This is a genomic window from Pandoraea sp. NPDC087047 (assembly GCF_044745225.1).
GTDB lineage: Bacteria > Pseudomonadota > Gammaproteobacteria > Burkholderiales > Burkholderiaceae > Pandoraea.
Genome location: NZ_JBIUZU010000004.1, coordinates 370656 through 387281 on the forward strand (window position 1 = coordinate 370656; position 16626 = coordinate 387281).

Here is a 16626-nt window from a genome sequence, read left to right on the forward strand (position 1 = left end):
CACTGGCTCATAAGACATTGCGACGCTTGCGCGCCCCCTTAGTACGACCTTGAGTACGACCCCTGGTACCTGGTAAGACCTGATTCGATTTCATTCATGCAAAGCGTAATTCACACCCTCCCGTTCGTTTGCACCGGTACGGCGCAATCCGTTGTGGCGCAGCACTTCGGTGAGGCGAACTGCGGACGCAAGGTCTACATACAGGCCGCGCTGCACGCCGACGAAATCCCGGCGATGCTCGTCGCCACGCGTCTTCGCGAGAAGTTGCTCGTGCTCGAAGCGCAGGGGCGTCTGCGCGCGGAAGTCGTGCTGCTGAGCGTGGCCAACCCGCTCGGTCTGAATCAATGGCTGATGGGCGCGCCGCAGGGCCGCTTCGAACTGGCCAGCGGACGCAATTACAACCGCGGCTTCCCGATGCTGTTCGACGCCATCGTCGAAAAGCTCGAAGGCAAGCTCACGGACGACGTCGCCCGCAATCGCGACCGTGTGCGCACCGCATGGCGCGAAGCCTTGCTCGCTCGCCCCGTTACCGATGCCTTCGGCGGCCTGCAATCCCTGCTGATGCTTCAGGCGCACGACGCCGACATCGTGCTCGATCTGCACTGCTCGCGCGAGGCGACGATGCACCTCTACACCGGCGACGAATGCTGGCCGGCCGCCGAGCCGCTGGCGCGCTATCTGGGATCGAAGGCGACCCTGCTGGCGCTGGACTCGGGCGCGAACTCCTTCGACGAGGCGCAGAGCTTCACGTGGTACCGGGTGCGCCAGCATTTCGGCACCACGTATCCGATGCCTTCCGGCCCGGTGTCCGTGACGGTGGAGCATCGCGGTCAGCGCGACGTGTCATACGAGCAGGCCGAAGCCGACGCCAGCGCCATCATGCAATACCTGACCTACACCGGCGACGTGGACGGACAAGTCTCGCCGCTGCCGGACCTGCCGCATCCGGCGACGCCCCTGGCGGGCAGCGAGCAATTCCGCGCGCCGTGCCCGGGAGTGCTGGTGCACCGCGCGACGCTCGGCACCCTCATTGAAGTGGGCCAACCGGTATTCGACATCGTGGATCCGCTCACCGGCAACGTCACCACGCTCGTGAGCCGCACTGAAGGTGTGATGTACATGCGACGCGATGTGCGCTTCGTCAATGCGGGCGATCCGCTTGGCCGCGTCACGGGGCATCGCGCTCAACGTACCGGCATGTTGCTCGGTGCCTGATTCATCGTTTCGCGAGACCTCCTTACGCCAATGTAGGCCGAACCCAATTCTGACAACGAGACCCTTTATGACTCGCTATATCGATATTCACGACGTTCAACGATTGTTACGAAAAACCGGTGTCGCACCGTTCATCGAGACACTGGCCACCTATATTCGCGACGACTACCTGCGCTGGTCCGAGTTCGACAAATCGGCGCGCGTGGCGAATCACTCCAGGGACGGCGTCATCGAGTTGATGCCCGTCTCCGACAGCGACCTGTACGGCTTTAAATACGTCAACGGTCACCCGATCAATACGCGTCGCAATCTGCTCACGGTGATGGCGTTCTCGGTGCTGGCCGACGTGCATACCGGCGCGCCGCTGCTGCTCTCCGAGTTCACGCTGATGACCGCGCTGCGCACGGCGGCCACGTCGGCACTGGCCGCGAAGATGCAGGCGCGCGCCGACAGCCGCGTGATGGCGCTGATCGGCAACGGTGCGCAAAGCGAATTCCAGGCGCTCGCGTTTCACGCCATGCTGGGCATTCAGGAGATCCGTCTGTTCGACGTCGATCCCGCTGCCACGGCCAAGCTCGTGCGCAACCTCGCGAATGTGCCCGACCTGCGCGTCGTCTGCGCCAGCTCGGCGCGCGAAGCCGTGCGCGGCGCCGATATCGTGACGACCGTCACCGCGGACAAGGCGAACGCCACGATTCTCACGCCGGACATGATCGAGCCGGGCATGCACCTGAACGCGGTGGGCGGCGACTGCCCGGGCAAGACCGAGTTGCATACGGACATCGTGACCAACGCCCGTGTGATGGTCGAGTTCGAACCGCAAACGCGCATCGAAGGCGAGATTCAACATCTGCCGGCCAATTCGCCGGTGATTCATTTCTGGCAGGTACTGGCGGGCCAGGTGGCTGGCCGCGAGACGGCAGATCAGGTGACCGTGTTCGATTCGGTCGGCTTCGCGCTCGAAGACTTCTCCACGCTGCGCTATCTGCATGATCTGGCGCGCAACTCGGGTGTTGGCCGCGTGATCGACCTGATCCCGGAGCTCGAGAACTGCAAGGATCTGTATCAACTCGTTGCGCCGCTCGCGTCGGCTGCCCCCGTGGCGGTGCACGCCGCATAAGCGCTGAGGTACGATGACGCGTTACCGGCGCAAGCCATGCGGCGAGCGTGTCATTGTGATGCCCGACGCGCCGGCCGATCAACACGATGAGAGGTCCAATGACATTAGTCCAGCTTCGCGTGTTCTGCGCCGTGGTCGAGCAGGGTAGCTTTCGCGCTGCAGCCCGCACGCTCGACATTGCGCAAAGCACGCTCACGCAGGCGATTCAGGGGTTGGAAGGCGAGTTGGGCGTGACGTTGCTCAACCGCTCGCATCAGGGCATCAGTCTCACGGCTGTCGGCGAGCGCTTTCTGGTGCGGGCGAACGCGATCCTGCGCGACTGTGAGCTCGCGTCGCAGGACGTCATGCAATCGCGTGGCGAGGATGAGGGCAATATCACGCTCGGCGTGACCTCCGAGCCGCTGGCGGAATTGCTGCTGCCGGTCGTCAAGCGCTTCGTCGAGCGTTTCCCGCGCGTGCAGGTGCATGTCACGAGCGGCTACACGAAGATGCTGATCGAGCGGATTCGCGACGGACGGCTCGACTTTGCGCTGGCGCCGCTCGCCCCGCAGGTGAGCGACGTCGACTTGTCCATCGAGCGCTTGTACCGGTCGATGCCCAGCGTGATTGCGCGCAAGGGGCACCCCAAGGCGCATGTCACATCGATTCGCGATCTGGTGGACTGCGAGTGGGTGAGTATTCGTCCGGCGGGGATTGTCGGCGGTGCCGAGAACCGGCTGGTCAGTCTGTTCAATACCGAGAATCTCGGCGCGCCCAAGGTCGTGCTGACAGCGGAGTCGCTGCTTGAGACACTACACATCGTCTGCGAATCCGACTATCTGACCATCGAGCCTCGCGTGCTCTCGGAACTGACGTTGTTTTCCGGAGCGCTCACGAGTATTCCGATTCGCGAGGCGTTCGATCCGCGCGATGTCTGTCTCGTGGCGCGTCGCTCTGCGCCGTTCACGCTGGCCACGCAGGAGCTGGTGTCGATGCTCGTGTCTTATTCGCGCCTCGTTCACGGGCCTGCTGTGAGAAGCACGGCGGGCTGAGGCGCGAGCGAGACGCATTCCGTCTCGCCCGGGCCGGAGTCAGCGCTGAGGGGGCCCTCGGACGCTCAGGCGATCATCTGACGATTACGCAACCACGCTTCGTAAAAGGCCGGCCATTCGGCCGTCGGCGTGCCCGGTTTGCCCATCCCGAAACCGTGCCCCCCGCTCGCGAGCGGATGAAACTCGACCGGCACGCCGGCCTGCTCGCACGCGCGCTTCATGATGCGTGTGTTCTCGGGGTTCGAGATGGGATCGTCGTCGGCCTGCGTGAGGAACACCGGCGGGCAGCCGCCGTTCACGTGCGTTTCGACAGACCATGCCTCGCTTTCCCGCTTATCCGGATGATCGCCGACGAGAACGCGTCGCGCGTTCGTCGTTGCTACGCGGTGCGGCGCGCAGCGAACCCGCCATCAACGTCATGGTGGCTGCCAGGAGCAGGGTGCGTCGGTTCAGGGTCATCGGGGTCTCGCTTCGTCTTCGTCAAAACGCGCGCGCAGCGCAATAGGAGGCATTCTGCGCGGGAAAAAAAGGGGGCGTCGAAGGAACGTGGGCGCGCCGCGAATTGACGTCGCGTTGAGTCCCCTGCATGTCTCCGATGATTACATCGCAGTGGCGCTCGCCCTCAGCGCACCGACTCGATGGCAATTTCCGAACGCTTGCGGAATTCTGCGAGGACGTCGTCGTCGGGGAGCGCATCGGTCACGAGTGTCCAGGCGCGCTCCAGGGGTGTCCAGTGCTGCTGGCTCGCGCGGTCGAGCTTGTTGGCCGTGACCAGCACATACACGCTCGCAGACTGTCGGATGATGCACTCCTTGAGCCACGCCTGTTCGGCAGACGCTTCGCAAAGTCCGCGTCCGGCCACGACGCCATCGGCGCCCAAAAAGGCCTTGTCTACGGACACGCGCGAGAGCGCCAGTTGCGCCAACGGCCCGAGCACGCTCATGCTCGACGGGCGTACGTCGCCACCGATCAACGTCACCGGCACTTTGTTAGCGGCCAGCGCGCCGACCGCGAGCAGGTTGTTCGTCACGACCTGCACGTTCTCGCGTCCCGCGAGAAAGCGGGCCATGGCTTCGGTCGTCGTGCCGCCATCGAGAAAGATCGTGTCGCCGTCGTCGACATGGGCGACCGCGGCGCGGGCGATGGCGTCCTTCTGCTCGCGAAAGCTCTCGCGACGCAACTCCAGCGATTCCTCGGGTTCGTGCATGCGCACCGGCGCGGCAGCACCGCCGTAAGTGCGCACGATGCGACGCTCGTCGGCCAGCGCGCGCAGGTCGCGTCGCACGGTGGCCTCCGACATGCCGAAATGCGCACACAGCGCAGCAACGTCGGTCATACCCGAGAGAACGGCTTTGAAAATCGCCTCGCGGCGGTTAGCAACTTTCATGGATGGATCAGTCAGCGGTACGAATCGTGGATTCGCGCGGACGAACAGTGCGGCATGCCAATGGCATGCACGGCCCGCGGGACTGACGCTCGCCGTCAGCAGGACATTTGGATTTCGCCCCGGCCAACGTGCCGGGCCCCCCCCAACGAAACGGATATGAACGCAAACGCCATGAATCAATACCTCCCTGTCATTGGCATCACCATGGGTGACGCGGCTGGCGTCGGCCCGGAAATCATCGTCAAGAGCCTGGCGCACGAGAGCGTCTATCAGCAATGCCGCCCGGTGGTGATCGGCGACGCGCGACGTCTCGAGCAAGCCATCGCCATCGTGCAGAAGCCGCTGAGCGTGCGCCGCATCAAGACGGTTGCCGAAGCGACCTTCGCGCGCGGCGTGATCGAGTGCATCGATCTGGACCTGATTCCGGAAGATCTGCCGTTCGGCCAACTGTCGGCCATCGCTGGCGACGCGGCATACCAATACATCGCGCACGCCGCGAAGCTCGCCGAAGCCGGTGAGATCGACGCCATCTGCACGGCCCCGCTGAACAAGGAAGCGCTGCATGCCGGCGGTCACAAGTTCCCGGGCCATACTGAGATGCTCGCGCATCTGACCGGTGTGGAGGAAGTGTCGATGATGCTGGTGGCGCCGCAACTGCGCGTGATTCACGTGACGACGCATATCGGCATCATCGACGCGATTCGCAAGATCGAGCCGGGACTGGTGCAGCGCACGATCGAGCGCGGTCACGCCACGCTGGTCAAGGCCGGCATCGCAAATCCGCGTATCGCCGTGTGCGGCATCAACCCGCATGCTGGCGAGAACGGTCTGTTCGGCTACGGCGAAGAGGAAGAGAAGATCGTGCCGGCGGTGCAGTTGCTGCGTGAGCGCGGATGGGATATCGAAGGCCCGCTGCCGGCTGACACGCTGTTCTTCCGCGCCGGACGCGGCGACTTCGATCTGGTCGTCGCCATGTATCACGACCAGGGGCACGGCCCGGTCAAGGTGCTGGGTCTCGAAGCCGGTGTGAACGTGACCGTCGGTCTGCAAGTGGTGCGCACGTCGGTCGATCACGGCACGGCGTTCGACATCGCAGGCAAGGGCATTGCGGACGAAGGCAGTCTGCTCGAAGCCTTGCGTCAAGGCGCCGAACTGGCCACGCGCCGCGCGTAAGCGTTGCAGACGGCGACTTATCGCAAGTCGCCGTCAGTCCCACCGTCTTCTCTCCTTCTTCTCCCCGTCTCCTCGGGCCTTTTCCCAATTTCGCGCCGCGCTTCCCGCATGCCAACGCCTTGCGTTGAATTCGGACTCCAACATTAAATTTGAAAAACGCTAGACTCTGCCGACGTTCGGCCGGGATGCGTCGATTTCATGTTTTCACGCGAGGCCGGCCGGTATTTCATCGGGGTAATCGCATGCTCTCAATAAGAAGAGGTTGGCGGAGTGGCGTTCGGAGAAGTAGGTCTGGGAATGGCAAGACACGGTTTGACGGCCATGGTGCTGGCGGCATTGGCGGTCTGGGGGAGTCCTGGACGGGCTTACGAAGCGCAACGCATAGTCGATTCGAATGGCACGCCAATTTTCGAGGTGCGGTTCTTTGCGCCGGCTGACGGTATTTACGACTATCTCGAGGACGTTTCGCCGTGGGCGCTGAGCGAGGGGCACAAGCGACAGATTCTGGCTGGCGTCCAATATTGGGCGGATGTCATCAAGGTCGTGCCGGGGCAATCGCATGCCAAATTGAATGTCGGCACGATTTCGCTGACCGATAACGCCTTCGCGCTGAGCCCGATCACCGGAGACACGCCTGTCTCGCCGACACAAGCCGCTGCAGTCCTTCAGAATCGGCCGCCCGGTGAATTGTTTCATGACACTCACGGCGTCCTGGGGGTAGGTGTCGTGGATCAATCGACGCTACCGTTCATTCCCTCGCAGATTCCGCTCGATCCGCGCTGGGATTTGCCGGGCACCGTCATACACGAAGTCGCCCATGTGCTGGGGGTCCTGGGGATCGCGGAGGACCTCGGCGCGGACACCGGCAAGGCGGTCATCCCCGTATTCCGCGAGATCATCAGCGAGTACGAGTCGCATTTGCGCGACGACAACGGCAATCCCGCGCACCCGAATCAGTACATCGCGTGCGCCGGATGTGCGCCGCCGCCGACTTCCGACGTGTTCGATGTGAGACAGGATAGGGGGTACTTCGCCGGCGATCACGTAAGCGCAGTGCTTGCCGGTGCGATGCCCGGCGTGCCCGTGCGCATACTCGACGGCAAGGGGAAAATCGACCATAACTTCCTGTCGCACCTCGAGCTGAAAAGCAGCATGATGAGCCACCAGCAATACGGGAACTTTGCGTCCTTCATGGAGGCGGAGCTGGCGGTGCTTCAGGATCTGGGCTACCGCATCGACCGTCGCAACTTCTTCGGCCATTCGGTGTACGGCAGCGGTCTTACGCTCGCCAACGACAATCCCTACTTCGGTCGCAATGCGCTCGGTACGGCGTACCTGCCCGGCACCTACAACACGGCGATGGTGGGGCTCGGTCTGCACGTCTATGGCAGTGACAACACGATTTCGCAGCGCGCCGACCTGCTCACGCTCGGCGCGGGCGGTGCCGGCATTCGTGTCGACGGCACGAACAATGCCATCACGATCGCGCCGGGCACACGCGTGCATGCCGGCGGCAGTTACGGCCGGGCGGTGATGTTCACCTACGGCAAGGATCACACGTTCGTGCAACGCGGGGACGTGGAGGCGCTGGGGCTGCGGGGCATTGCGGCCAGCTTCGACTTCGGCCACAACCCCATGGGCGACGCAATGGAGTATCGGGGCTCGTATATCCGCACAATCGCGAATCAGCGCGTGCCGTTGCTGGCCGAGCTCGCGGGCCCGCTCGTGGGCACCTTCGATCTGACGGGGCGGCTGGCGGGTCATCATGCGGCCATCTACCTGTCTGAGTCCGGCTATGTCGATCGGGTCAATGTGATGCGCGGAGCATCGCTTCACGGCGATATTCTGTCCGCATACTCGGAGGTCGATGATAGCGGCGCACCGCGTCTCACGACGCTCACTTTCGGTCTGCTGCCCGACGCCGATGGCCGTAGCACCGGGCGGCCGGATGCCGCCTTCGCGATGCAGTACGACGGCAACATCGCCGGTATCGACAATCTATCGCTGCAACTGGCGGGCGGCACATTACGCGCGCCCGGCCAGCACGCGTTGTACAACGTCAACATCGCGCAGGGCGCCACGCTCGCGGGCATCGGGCGTTACACGCTCAACGCGGCAGGCAGCTTCGTCAACCATGGGACCGTGGCACCGACGCTCGCGAGCGCGGATGGCCCGGCGAGCGAAATCACGGTAGAAGGCAATTTCACGCAGTCGCCCACGGGCCGTCTGCTGACGATGGCGAATGGCGCGAAGGCGTTCAGTCGGCTTGTCGTGAACGGCACCGCCGCGCTTGACGGCATGCTCGCCATCGCACCGCAACGCGATTGGTATCCGGACGGATTCCGTCTGACGTCGGACGCCTGGGTGAGTGCGCCGAGCGTGACGGGTGGGTTTGCCCGTGTGACAGCACCGCTCGAATCGCCGACGCTCGCTGCCAGCGCGTTTGCACTGGGCAGTGGGCACTACACGCTGGCGGTCTCGCGAGTGGCAAAGGCCTATTCCCGCTACGGTGCCGACAGTAACGGCCGTCGTGTGGGCACCGTGCTCGAAAGGATTGCGAGTGTGGCAAGCCCCGACGTACGGCCGCTGTTCGCGGCACTCGACTTTTCATCGCCGGACGGCATCGACGTGACGAGCGCACTGCGTCAACTCTCCCCGGCCGGGTACAGCGCGATGTTCGCGGGCGCGCTCATGCGAGAGCGTCAGATCACCGATATCGTCGCGGGTGCCGTTGCGGGTGACGTCATCGGGCCAACCGGTGCGGGCGCTGTCGACGCGAGCGGTCATGCCTTAAAGCGTTCGAGCAGCAACTGGCGCGCGTTCGCGGTGCCGTTCGGCAGCGGCTACCGGCGCGGCGCCCGCGGCAGCATGGCTGGCGCGAGCGGTAAGGTCTATGGCGTTGTTCTCGGCGCAGAGAAGTTCGCGGGCGATACGCGGGACTGGACGTTCGGGGCGCATGGCGTCATCAGCGGCCAGTCGACGCGTCTGAACGCCGAGACGCCGGGCAGCGGCCCCACGACCGCGTTCGATATAGGCGTGCATGCCCGCTACGCTCCCGCTCCGGCGGCCGGGCCTCACGCGTTTGCGCTCGCGCGAGTCGGCATAGAGGACGCCCGCATGGTTCGGAAAGTTTCGGTGAACGGCTATACGTCGCGCTCGCGAGGCACGTGGACCGGCGCTGTGGCGACGGCGAGCGTGGGGGCGGGCTGGCGGTGGGCGCTTGGCAGCGCGTCGAGTGTGGGGCCGGTCGTCGCGCTCGACTACTCGACGCTATACCGCCCGAGTGTGACGGAAAGCGGCGGCGGGGCGAGCTTGCATCTGAGGGGCCAGGCCTTCACGTCGTTACGCACGCGCCTAGGCGGCGAGATTCGCTTCGATCTGCCTGCGTCGGCTAGCAACGCGTTGAGCGCCAACCTGCAAGCGACGTGGAATCGCGAACTGAAAGACGGCGCGCTCACCCAGCGCGCGGCGCTCGCCGCTCATCCGTCAGCCGGATTCAGCACACGCAGCGATGTCGTGGGACGCGACAGTGTCGGCCTGCAAGCCGGCCTGTCGTATCGACTCGGTGAACGCATGGTGCTCGGAGCCTCGGCGTCGAGCAATCTCTATTGGACTGGCGACACCGACTTCGCAGGCTCGTTGAAGGCGACGTGGCGATTGTGAGCTCGCTCGCAAGCGGATGAAAAACGCCTCCCGGGCATCTCGGGAGGCGTTTTTCTTGGGGACGACGCGCTGCCGATGTTGGCGTGCCCCCCGCGCACTGGCGTGCGCGGGCGCGTCAGGCCGATCCGTCGCCGCGCAGGGCCGCCACCTGACGCTTCCAGAGGGTCCAGGGACGCTCCATCACGCCGAGATTGGTGAGCGTCGAGCGCTTGCCTTCTTCTTCGTCGAGATACGTCACGTCGCCGCCGAGTGCGATGGCCTTGGACTGCATGCCCGCGTTCAGTTCGGTGTAGATGGCGCGGTAAACCGCAGCAGGCAGCGACGGCGCCGTCGCCACGAACCCGTGCCCGCGCATGAGCGCGACATCCGACGCGCCAAGCGACTCGGCGAGCGCTTTGCCTTGCTCGCCGTTGCGCACCAGCATGTCGGTGCACCCGAAGCAGTGCCGGATATCGAACACGGGCGCACCGCTGCCGAGAAAGCCCGCCATGTGATACACCGGGCGCAGCCGCACCGACGACGCCGCAAACGGAATCACCGACGGCGAGTGACTGTGCACAATGGCCTTGACGTCCGGGCGCGCACGGTAGATTTCGCTGTGAATCCACGTCTCCAGATAGCGCTTGCGCGTGTCGCCGTCTACGGGCTGGCAGTCGAGATCGAGCGTCAGGATGTCGCCCGGCGTGACCAGTTCGGGGGCCATCGATTGCGCGATGAGAAAGTGCACCGGATTGCGCGGGTCGCGCACGCTCACGTGGCCGAAGCCGTCGAGCACTTCGTGATGCGCGAGGATGTGGTTGGCGGCGGCGAGGTCTTCCAGCAATTGCGCCATTGCGCTGGGATCGTGTTCGGTGGCCGCCGGGAGGTAGGGGGAAGTGGCTTGCGTCATGGTCGTGGCAAATGAGGATCGAAACAAAGATCGATGTGAAGACGGCCGCCGGAGGTCACACCCGGATTGCGGCGGCGACTTCGGGCGGAAACAGGTCGTCGGCCTGCATCTTGCGATGACAGACCCCCTGCTCGAAGGCGAAGCGCAGAAAGGCGTCGAGCGTGACGCGATTGGGGGCGACCCCGTACGGCCACGGATCGCCACCGAACATCTCGCGGGCTTGCGCGGCGCGCTGGCTCATCCAGGGCAGTGGAAAGTGCGAGCAGGTGATGTCGTCGAGACGCGCAATGCTGGCGTTCTTCGCCTGCGTGAAGGCGTTCAGCAAGTTGCTCGCGATCCAGCGATTCGCGGCGAACACCTCACGCCGCATGACGATGAGATGCATGATCGGAAAGACGCGGGTGCGCTCGAAATATGCGCGCTCGGCCGTCTCGAAGTCGGGCAGCAGACGCACGACTGCCAGTTCCCGCCCCACCGGCGGCGCGGGCGGACGCGCACTGAGAATGGCGTCGATTTCGCCGTCGAGCAGCATGGCGGTGAGTGACTTCTCGGGCGACGGGCGATAGCGCACGCCATCGGGCAGCCGCACCGCCACTTTCTCGCGCCGTCCGGCCTGATTCACGCCGCCTTGCACCCACTCGACATCGGCGAGCGCCACGCCCTGATCGTGGACGAGCCAGCCGCGCGAGTACACCGATGCGGTCTGCGCCCACTCGGGTACGCCGATCCGTTTGCCGCGCAAGTCCGCCGGTGACGACACGCTGCCGTCGCCGCGCACATAGAGCGACGACAAGCGAAACACGCGCGACGGGAAGACGGGCAGGCCGATCAGACGGTCGTCGCCCTGTGAGCGCAGCGACGCATACTTGGCGAGCGACATCTCCGAGAGATCCCACTCCTGAAAGTGCGTCGTGCGATAGAAAATTTCCTCGACCGGCAGCACGGAAGGCACGAGGTCGATGCCTTCGGCGCCGATACGGCCAGTGAGCAGGTCGCGCACGTGATCGTAGTCGTTCACGGCGAGGGAAAGGGAGAGTCTGGGCATGGCGTGGGAGGGCCCTCAGTGACCGAAGGCCGGCGCCTTGGGCAGGTTTTCGGGACGTGCCACGAGAAACACCAGCACGGCGGCCGTCACGAGCGCCGCGCCGAGCACGAAGAACATCGCGCCTGCGCTGCCCGTCGCCTGTTGCAGCACGCCCGCAATCGCCGGTCCGCACATCGCACCGACGCGGGCGATGCCCAGGTAGAGGCCGACGCCTGTGCTGCGAATCTCGGTCGGGTAGCTCACGGCCACGAGGTTGTTTAGCACGGTTTGCGTACCGATCACGAACATGCCCGCGACCACGATGCCCACGAACGTCACCGAGCCGCTGGTCACGCAGGCGAGCACGGCGATGGCCGCCGCCCCGCACAGCCACGCCAGCGACATCGCCAGACGGCGATTGCCGATGCGGTCGGCCACCACGCCGGTCAGCAGGCTGCCAAAGGCCGAAGCGAAGACGAGCAGCGATCCATAGGCAAAACTCGTCGACAGGTTCTCGCCGCGTTTGAGCATGATCGTCGGCAGCCAGCCCGATAGTCCATAAGACGAGAAGAGCGACAACGCGCCCATCGCCCACAGGCAGATCGTCTGACGGCGGAATTGACCTGAGAGCAAGGCTGCGACCGACCCCGCCTTCACGCCTGCGTCGGGAGAGGTGAACGTCGCGTTCGCAAACTCGCCCGCGCGTGCCGGCCAAAGCCGCGTGAGTTGCGCCCGGACTTCCTCCTGACGGCCCCGGCTGGCGAGGAACGACACCGACTCGGGCAGCACGAATTGCAACGCCAGCGCGAGCACGACCGACAACGCGCCGACGTAGTACATGCTCTGCCAGCCATATTGCGGAATCAGCCACGCCGCGATGAAACCGGACACCGTTGCGCCGCCAATCCAGCCACACGAGAAGAACACGATGGTGAAGACGTTCGCGCTGCGCTTCGGCGCAATCTCGTTGATGTATGTGACGGCCACCGGCATGAGCAGGCCCAGCGAGATGCCCATCACGAAACGCAGTGCGATGAATGTGCGCAGATCGTGGGCGAACAGTGCGATGGCGAGGCTCATCACCCCCGAGAGCCAGATGCCCGCGAGCAGCACGCGACGCCGCCCGATGCGATCGCTGAACGGTCCCGAGACGGCGGAGCCAGCGGCGAATCCCGCCAGCCCGCAAGACAGCAGCACGCCGATCTGGCTCGGGGACAGATGCCAGAGCGCGGTGACGTCGTGAACGATGTAGGCGGCGTTGTAGAGATCGAAGCCGTCGAAAAGCAGGATCAGCGCCAGCAATGTTGCCAGCCGGTAATGGAACGCCCCGAGCGGGGCGGATTGCAGCGCGTCGCGAACGTCGATGCGTTCCGATTGCCGCGACGGGAGGTCTTGGGCCATGCGTTGTCTCCGAATGGGGCGACCTGTCGAAGCCCGGGCGAGACCCGGTCGGCAGTGTCTTTGTTGTGCTTACGGAGACGACTTTACTGATCGATTTTTTGTTTATCAATATTGATTTTTAAAGTCAATATGAATGTGGCATCATGGGCCGCAACGCCGTCGCGAAGGGGGCGGCGACCGATTCCACCGATCCCACCGAGGGAGACAATGACGCAGCAGACCGATCTGATGACGCGCGAGGAAGTGCTGGCGATGCTCGACATCAAACCCGCCACGCTTTACGCCTACGTGAGCCGGGGGTTGATCCGTGCGCGTCCGCACGAGGACGGTCGCAAGAGCCTCTATCTGCGTCGCGACGTCGAACGTCTCGCCACGCGCAAGCGCGGACGCGCGCCGACCGGTGCGGTGGCAGAATCGACAATGCGCCTCGGCGATCCGGTACTGCACTCTTCGATCACGCAGATCACGCCGCACGGCCCGCGCTACCGCAACCGTCTGGCCATCGATCTGGCCAGCGGCGGCGCGTCGTTCGAGTCGGTGGTGCATCTGTTGATGACGGGCATCTGGCAGGACAGCATCGCCGAATGGCCGATGCAGGCGCCGCCGCCCGACGTGCTGCGATTCCTGTCGACCTACGAGGGCGAAGTGGCGAGCGCGGACATCGGCAATCTGTTGGGCATGGTGCCGTTCGCCCTGGCGATGCATGGACGTGGCGCGCGCGAGCTTGCCGACGGGACTGCCGTGCAGGCGGCGCGGGCGATGCTGCATTGCATGGCCGGTTGCGTGGGCTTTCTCGGCCCGCAGCGGTGCTTCATCGCACGTGCGCCGGGGGAGAACGTCGCCGGGCATATCCTGCGCGCGGCGGGCAGCGCGGTGACGCCTGCGAGACTGCGGGCGATGAATGCGGCGCTAGTCGTGCTGGCCGACAACGAACTGGCCCCGGCCACTTTTTCGGCGCGGGTGGCGGCGTCCACCAATGCGGATCTGTTCGGATGTGTGGCGGCGGCGATTGGCTCGCACATCGGTTTCACCACGGGCACCAGCACCGAAAAGATCGAGACGCTGTTGTTGTGCGAACCGTTCGACGCCCTCGACACGCGTGTGGGGCGGGTGCGCGAATATGGCGCGAGCCTGCTCGGGTTCAATCACCCGCTGTATCCGGGCGGCGACGCGCGTGCCGATCTGATGATGCAGATCGCGGGCGAACTCATGGCCGAGACGGACGACGTCACGATCGACGACACGCTGCGGGAGAACACCCGTTTGACGCTCGCTTTTCTGGAGCGCATGCGCAGCGAACTCAATGCGCACGCGGGGCTGGCGACGGGCCTGGTCGCGCTCTCGCGAGCGCTGGGGCTGCCCGACGGCACCTCGACCGCGATGTGGATCGTTGGCCGTTCGGCCGGCTGGGTGGCGCACGTCATGGAGCAACGCACGCAGGCCTTCATGCTGCGTCCTCGTGCGAAGTACGAGTTGAGCGCGTAATCCACAGGCCGCATGCCCTGACGCGGTGGCCTGTGCCGTCAGTGCATCGGCTCGGAGGGTGTTTCGTTCTCGAACGTACGGAAGCGCCAGCCGAACCAGACGGCGAGCATTCGGATTACGAAGCCCGCAACGAAGCCGACGCTCGTCGCCACACCGTTCGGCACCTTGAAATACACCATGGCGACGTACATCGCGCCCGCAATACACGCCACGCTGGCGTACATCTCGCGACGCAGCACCAGCGGCACTTGCCCGCAAAGCAGGTCGCGCAGCATGCCGCCGCCAATCCCCGTGAGCACGCCTGCGAGCACCACGATGACCGGACTCGTGCTCACGGTCATGCCGATATCGCATCCCAGAATCGTGAAGGCGGCGAGGCCGATGGCGTCGACCGTAATGAATGTCATGCGCAGCCGGTGAATGTGGCGCGCGACGATGGACGCGAGTGTGGCCGCCCCCAGCGTGAGCAGCAGGTACTCCGGATGGGCGATCCAGACCAGCGGATGACGGCCGAACAGCACGTCGCGAATCGTGCCGCCACCGAGCGCCGTCACCATGCCGACGAAGGCGAGCCCGAAGCGGTCCATGCCGCGCTGCATCCCCATGATGGCCCCCGACATCGCTTCCGTGACGATCGCGATCAGGTAAAGGGCGTAGAAGATTTCTGTTTTCATGTTGTCCCTCGCAATGCCGGAGGAATATATCACTTCGGGTGCTATCCCCTTTTTTCCCCTTGTTTAACGGTGCCGATGAAGCCGTCCACTGTGATTTGTACAAGTTTTCAAGGGGCCGGGCCGATGCGACACTGCCTTCAACGAAACGACAGACACGGACATGCGTTCCCGGATGTCGCACAAACCCCTTAAACTCTCAACCTTTTGTGCTCCGAATCTTGCGCAACGGTGCCCCGTGGGGGTGATGGTCCGGCCGGTGTGCCCGGCTGGCAGGCCAGGCAATCGGCTATCCGGTGACGACGGGCTTGACGCAGATTCGGCCAGCCCTTTTCGACGTGTCTTTTTGATCGCCTACTTCGTTCCATGATCCAGTTCATTCGCCGCCGGCCCTATCTGGTCACCAGCCTTGCCGTGGTCGTTGTTCTCGTGGTGCTCGGTTGGCTCGGGCTCGCAGCGCCCAAGCCGCCGCAGTACCTCAGCGCCAGGGTCGAGCGCAGTGATCTCGAAAATACCGTGCTCGCCACAGGTACGCTTCAAGCGTTCCAGCAGGTCGACGTCGGTGCGCAGGTCAGCGGGCAGTTGAAGTCGCTCAAGGTCAAGCTCGGCGACAAGGTGACGAAGGGGCAGTGGCTCGCGCAGATCGATCCGGTGCTGGCGCAGAACAGCCTGCGTCAGGCCGAGGCCGACGAACAGAATCTCCAGGCGCAAAAACGCTCCACGGCGGCACAGTTGAAGCAGGCCGAACTGGCGTTCGCGCGTCAGCGTCAGATGCTGCCCGACGATGCGACTTCGCGTCAGGACTTCGAGTCTGCGCAGGCCGCGCTCGACACACAGCGCGCCACGCTCGCGGGCCTCGACGCCCAGATTCGCAAGGCCGGCGTCGCCATCGAGTCCGCGAGAGCCAACGTCGGTTACACGCGTATCGTCGCGCCGATCGACGGCGAAGTGGTGGCCATCGTCACGCAGGAAGGCCAGACCGTGATCGCGCAGCAGCAGGCGCCGGTGATTCTGAAGCTGGCGGATCTGGACACCATCACCGTGAAGGCGCAGGTCTCGGAGGCAGATGTGATTCGCATCTCCGCCGGTCAGACGGCCTACTTCACGATCCTGGGCGATCCCGACAAGCGCTACTACGGCAAACTGCGCGCCATCGAGCCCGCGCCGCAGAACTTCCTGGATACGCAGAGCTCGCTTGGCGGCGCGTCCACACGCAATAACACCGCCGTGTTCTACAACGCGCTGTTCGACGTGCCGAACGCCGACCATCGTCTGCGCATCTCGATGACCGCTCAGGTAAACGTGCTGCTTGGCACTGCCAGGCAGGCGCTGAGCGTGCCGGTCGCGGCGCTTGGCAAGAAGATCGCGGCCGATCGCTACGAAGTGCGCGTGCTGGGCAATGACGGCAAGGCGGTGACGCGTCAGATCGTCACCGGCCTGAACAACAACGTGCGGGTCGAGGTGCGTGAGGGGCTTGCGGCCGACGAACGGGTCGTGATCGGTGAGTCGGGCGATGCCGCCCCGGCGTCCGATGCGTCGGCCAACGCAGGACAATAGAGGGAGTCGA

At 64.6% G+C, this 16626-nt stretch carries 13 protein-coding genes; 7 read left to right on the plus strand and 6 right to left on the minus strand.

What is annotated here, in order from left to right; translation table 11 throughout:
• Window positions 1-96 precede the first annotated feature (96 nt).
• From ACIPHM_RS09650 to ACIPHM_RS09660, 3 genes are all read left to right on the plus strand, one after another.
• Window positions 97-1215, plus strand: a complete 1119-nt coding sequence (locus ACIPHM_RS09650; protein ID WP_400327275.1) for a succinylglutamate desuccinylase/aspartoacylase family protein — start codon at window positions 97-99, stop codon at window positions 1213-1215.
• Window positions 1216-1282: 67 nt separating this feature from the next.
• The gene (locus ACIPHM_RS09655; protein WP_400327277.1) at window positions 1283-2335 is read left to right on the plus strand and encodes an ornithine cyclodeaminase; all 1053 of its coding nucleotides are present in this window, start codon (window positions 1283-1285) and stop codon (window positions 2333-2335) included.
• Window positions 2336-2433: 98 nt separating this feature from the next.
• Complete coding sequence (locus ACIPHM_RS09660; RefSeq protein WP_400327278.1) at window positions 2434-3366, plus strand: LysR substrate-binding domain-containing protein; 933 nt, start codon at window positions 2434-2436, stop codon at window positions 3364-3366.
• 65 nt (window positions 3367-3431) lie between these two features.
• On the opposite strand, the gene ACIPHM_RS09665 is transcribed toward ACIPHM_RS09660, so the two are convergent.
• Entirely contained in the window at window positions 3432-3665 is a 234-nt protein-coding gene (locus tag ACIPHM_RS09665) for an alpha/beta hydrolase (protein WP_400327280.1), read from the minus strand.
• A 323-nt stretch (window positions 3666-3988) separates the two neighbouring features.
• A complete protein-coding gene (locus tag ACIPHM_RS09670; RefSeq protein WP_400327281.1) occupies window positions 3989-4753 on the minus strand; it encodes a DeoR/GlpR family DNA-binding transcription regulator in 765 nt (254 codons plus the stop codon).
• A gap of 171 nt (window positions 4754-4924) precedes the next feature.
• Here ACIPHM_RS09670 and pdxA point away from each other — a divergent pair, with 171 nt between their 5' ends.
• Together pdxA and ACIPHM_RS09680 are read left to right on the plus strand one after the other, a co-directional pair.
• Window positions 4925-5926: a 4-hydroxythreonine-4-phosphate dehydrogenase PdxA gene (gene pdxA, locus ACIPHM_RS09675; RefSeq protein ID WP_400327495.1), complete on the plus strand. Its 1002-nt coding sequence runs from the start codon at window positions 4925-4927 to the stop codon at window positions 5924-5926.
• A 297-nt stretch (window positions 5927-6223) separates the two neighbouring features.
• On the plus strand, window positions 6224-9589 hold the full coding sequence (locus ACIPHM_RS09680) for an autotransporter domain-containing protein (RefSeq protein WP_400327282.1): 3366 nt from the start codon (window positions 6224-6226) through the stop codon (window positions 9587-9589).
• A 115-nt stretch (window positions 9590-9704) separates the two neighbouring features.
• On the opposite strand, the gene ACIPHM_RS09685 is transcribed toward ACIPHM_RS09680, so the two are convergent.
• Genes ACIPHM_RS09685 through ACIPHM_RS09695 form a run of 3 tightly spaced genes read right to left on the minus strand, consistent with a single transcriptional unit; the run spans window position 9705 to window position 12903 of the window.
• A complete protein-coding gene (locus ACIPHM_RS09685) occupies window positions 9705-10478 on the minus strand; it encodes a class II aldolase/adducin family protein (protein ID WP_400327284.1) in 774 nt (257 codons plus the stop codon).
• 55 nt (window positions 10479-10533) lie between these two features.
• A complete protein-coding gene (locus ACIPHM_RS09690) occupies window positions 10534-11523 on the minus strand; it encodes a 4,5-dihydroxyphthalate decarboxylase (protein WP_400327285.1) in 990 nt (329 codons plus the stop codon).
• Between the two features lie 15 nt (window positions 11524-11538).
• Window positions 11539-12903, minus strand: a complete 1365-nt coding sequence (locus ACIPHM_RS09695; RefSeq protein ID WP_400327287.1) for an MFS transporter — start codon at window positions 12901-12903, stop codon at window positions 11539-11541.
• A gap of 207 nt (window positions 12904-13110) precedes the next feature.
• On the opposite strand from ACIPHM_RS09695, the gene ACIPHM_RS09700 reads away from it, so the two are divergent.
• Window positions 13111-14388: a citrate synthase gene (locus ACIPHM_RS09700; RefSeq protein WP_400327288.1), complete on the plus strand. Its 1278-nt coding sequence runs from the start codon at window positions 13111-13113 to the stop codon at window positions 14386-14388.
• A gap of 38 nt (window positions 14389-14426) precedes the next feature.
• Here the strand turns inward: ACIPHM_RS09700 and ACIPHM_RS09705 are convergent, their stop codons facing one another.
• Window positions 14427-15062, minus strand: a complete 636-nt coding sequence (locus ACIPHM_RS09705) for a trimeric intracellular cation channel family protein (RefSeq protein ID WP_400327290.1) — start codon at window positions 15060-15062, stop codon at window positions 14427-14429.
• Between the two features lie 363 nt (window positions 15063-15425).
• Between ACIPHM_RS09705 and macA the strand changes: the two genes are divergently transcribed.
• On the plus strand, window positions 15426-16616 hold the full coding sequence (gene macA / locus ACIPHM_RS09710; RefSeq protein WP_400327292.1) for a macrolide transporter subunit MacA: 1191 nt from the start codon (window positions 15426-15428) through the stop codon (window positions 16614-16616).
• Window positions 16617-16626 lie beyond the last annotated feature (10 nt).

Excerpts from the sequence above, each read along its gene's own strand:
- ACIPHM_RS09650 (WP_400327275.1), top strand. The coding sequence starts at position 97 with ATGCAAAGCGTAATTCACACCCTCCCGTTCGTTTGCACCGGTACGGCG.
- ACIPHM_RS09655 (WP_400327277.1), top strand. The coding sequence starts at position 1,283 with ATGACTCGCTATATCGATATTCACGACGTTCAACGATTGTTACGAAAA.
- ACIPHM_RS09660 (WP_400327278.1), top strand. The coding sequence starts at position 2,434 with ATGACATTAGTCCAGCTTCGCGTGTTCTGCGCCGTGGTCGAGCAGGGT.
- ACIPHM_RS09670 (WP_400327281.1), bottom strand. The coding sequence starts at position 4,753 with ATGAAAGTTGCTAACCGCCGCGAGGCGATTTTCAAAGCCGTTCTCTCG.
- pdxA (WP_400327495.1), top strand. The coding sequence starts at position 4,925 with ATGAATCAATACCTCCCTGTCATTGGCATCACCATGGGTGACGCGGCT.
- ACIPHM_RS09680 (WP_400327282.1), top strand. The coding sequence starts at position 6,224 with ATGGCAAGACACGGTTTGACGGCCATGGTGCTGGCGGCATTGGCGGTC.
- ACIPHM_RS09685 (WP_400327284.1), bottom strand. The coding sequence starts at position 10,478 with ATGACGCAAGCCACTTCCCCCTACCTCCCGGCGGCCACCGAACACGAT.
- ACIPHM_RS09690 (WP_400327285.1), bottom strand. The coding sequence starts at position 11,523 with ATGCCCAGACTCTCCCTTTCCCTCGCCGTGAACGACTACGATCACGTG.
- ACIPHM_RS09695 (WP_400327287.1), bottom strand. The coding sequence starts at position 12,903 with ATGGCCCAAGACCTCCCGTCGCGGCAATCGGAACGCATCGACGTTCGC.
- ACIPHM_RS09700 (WP_400327288.1), top strand. The coding sequence starts at position 13,111 with ATGACGCAGCAGACCGATCTGATGACGCGCGAGGAAGTGCTGGCGATG.
- ACIPHM_RS09705 (WP_400327290.1), bottom strand. The coding sequence starts at position 15,062 with ATGAAAACAGAAATCTTCTACGCCCTTTACCTGATCGCGATCGTCACG.
- macA (WP_400327292.1), top strand. The coding sequence starts at position 15,426 with ATGATCCAGTTCATTCGCCGCCGGCCCTATCTGGTCACCAGCCTTGCC.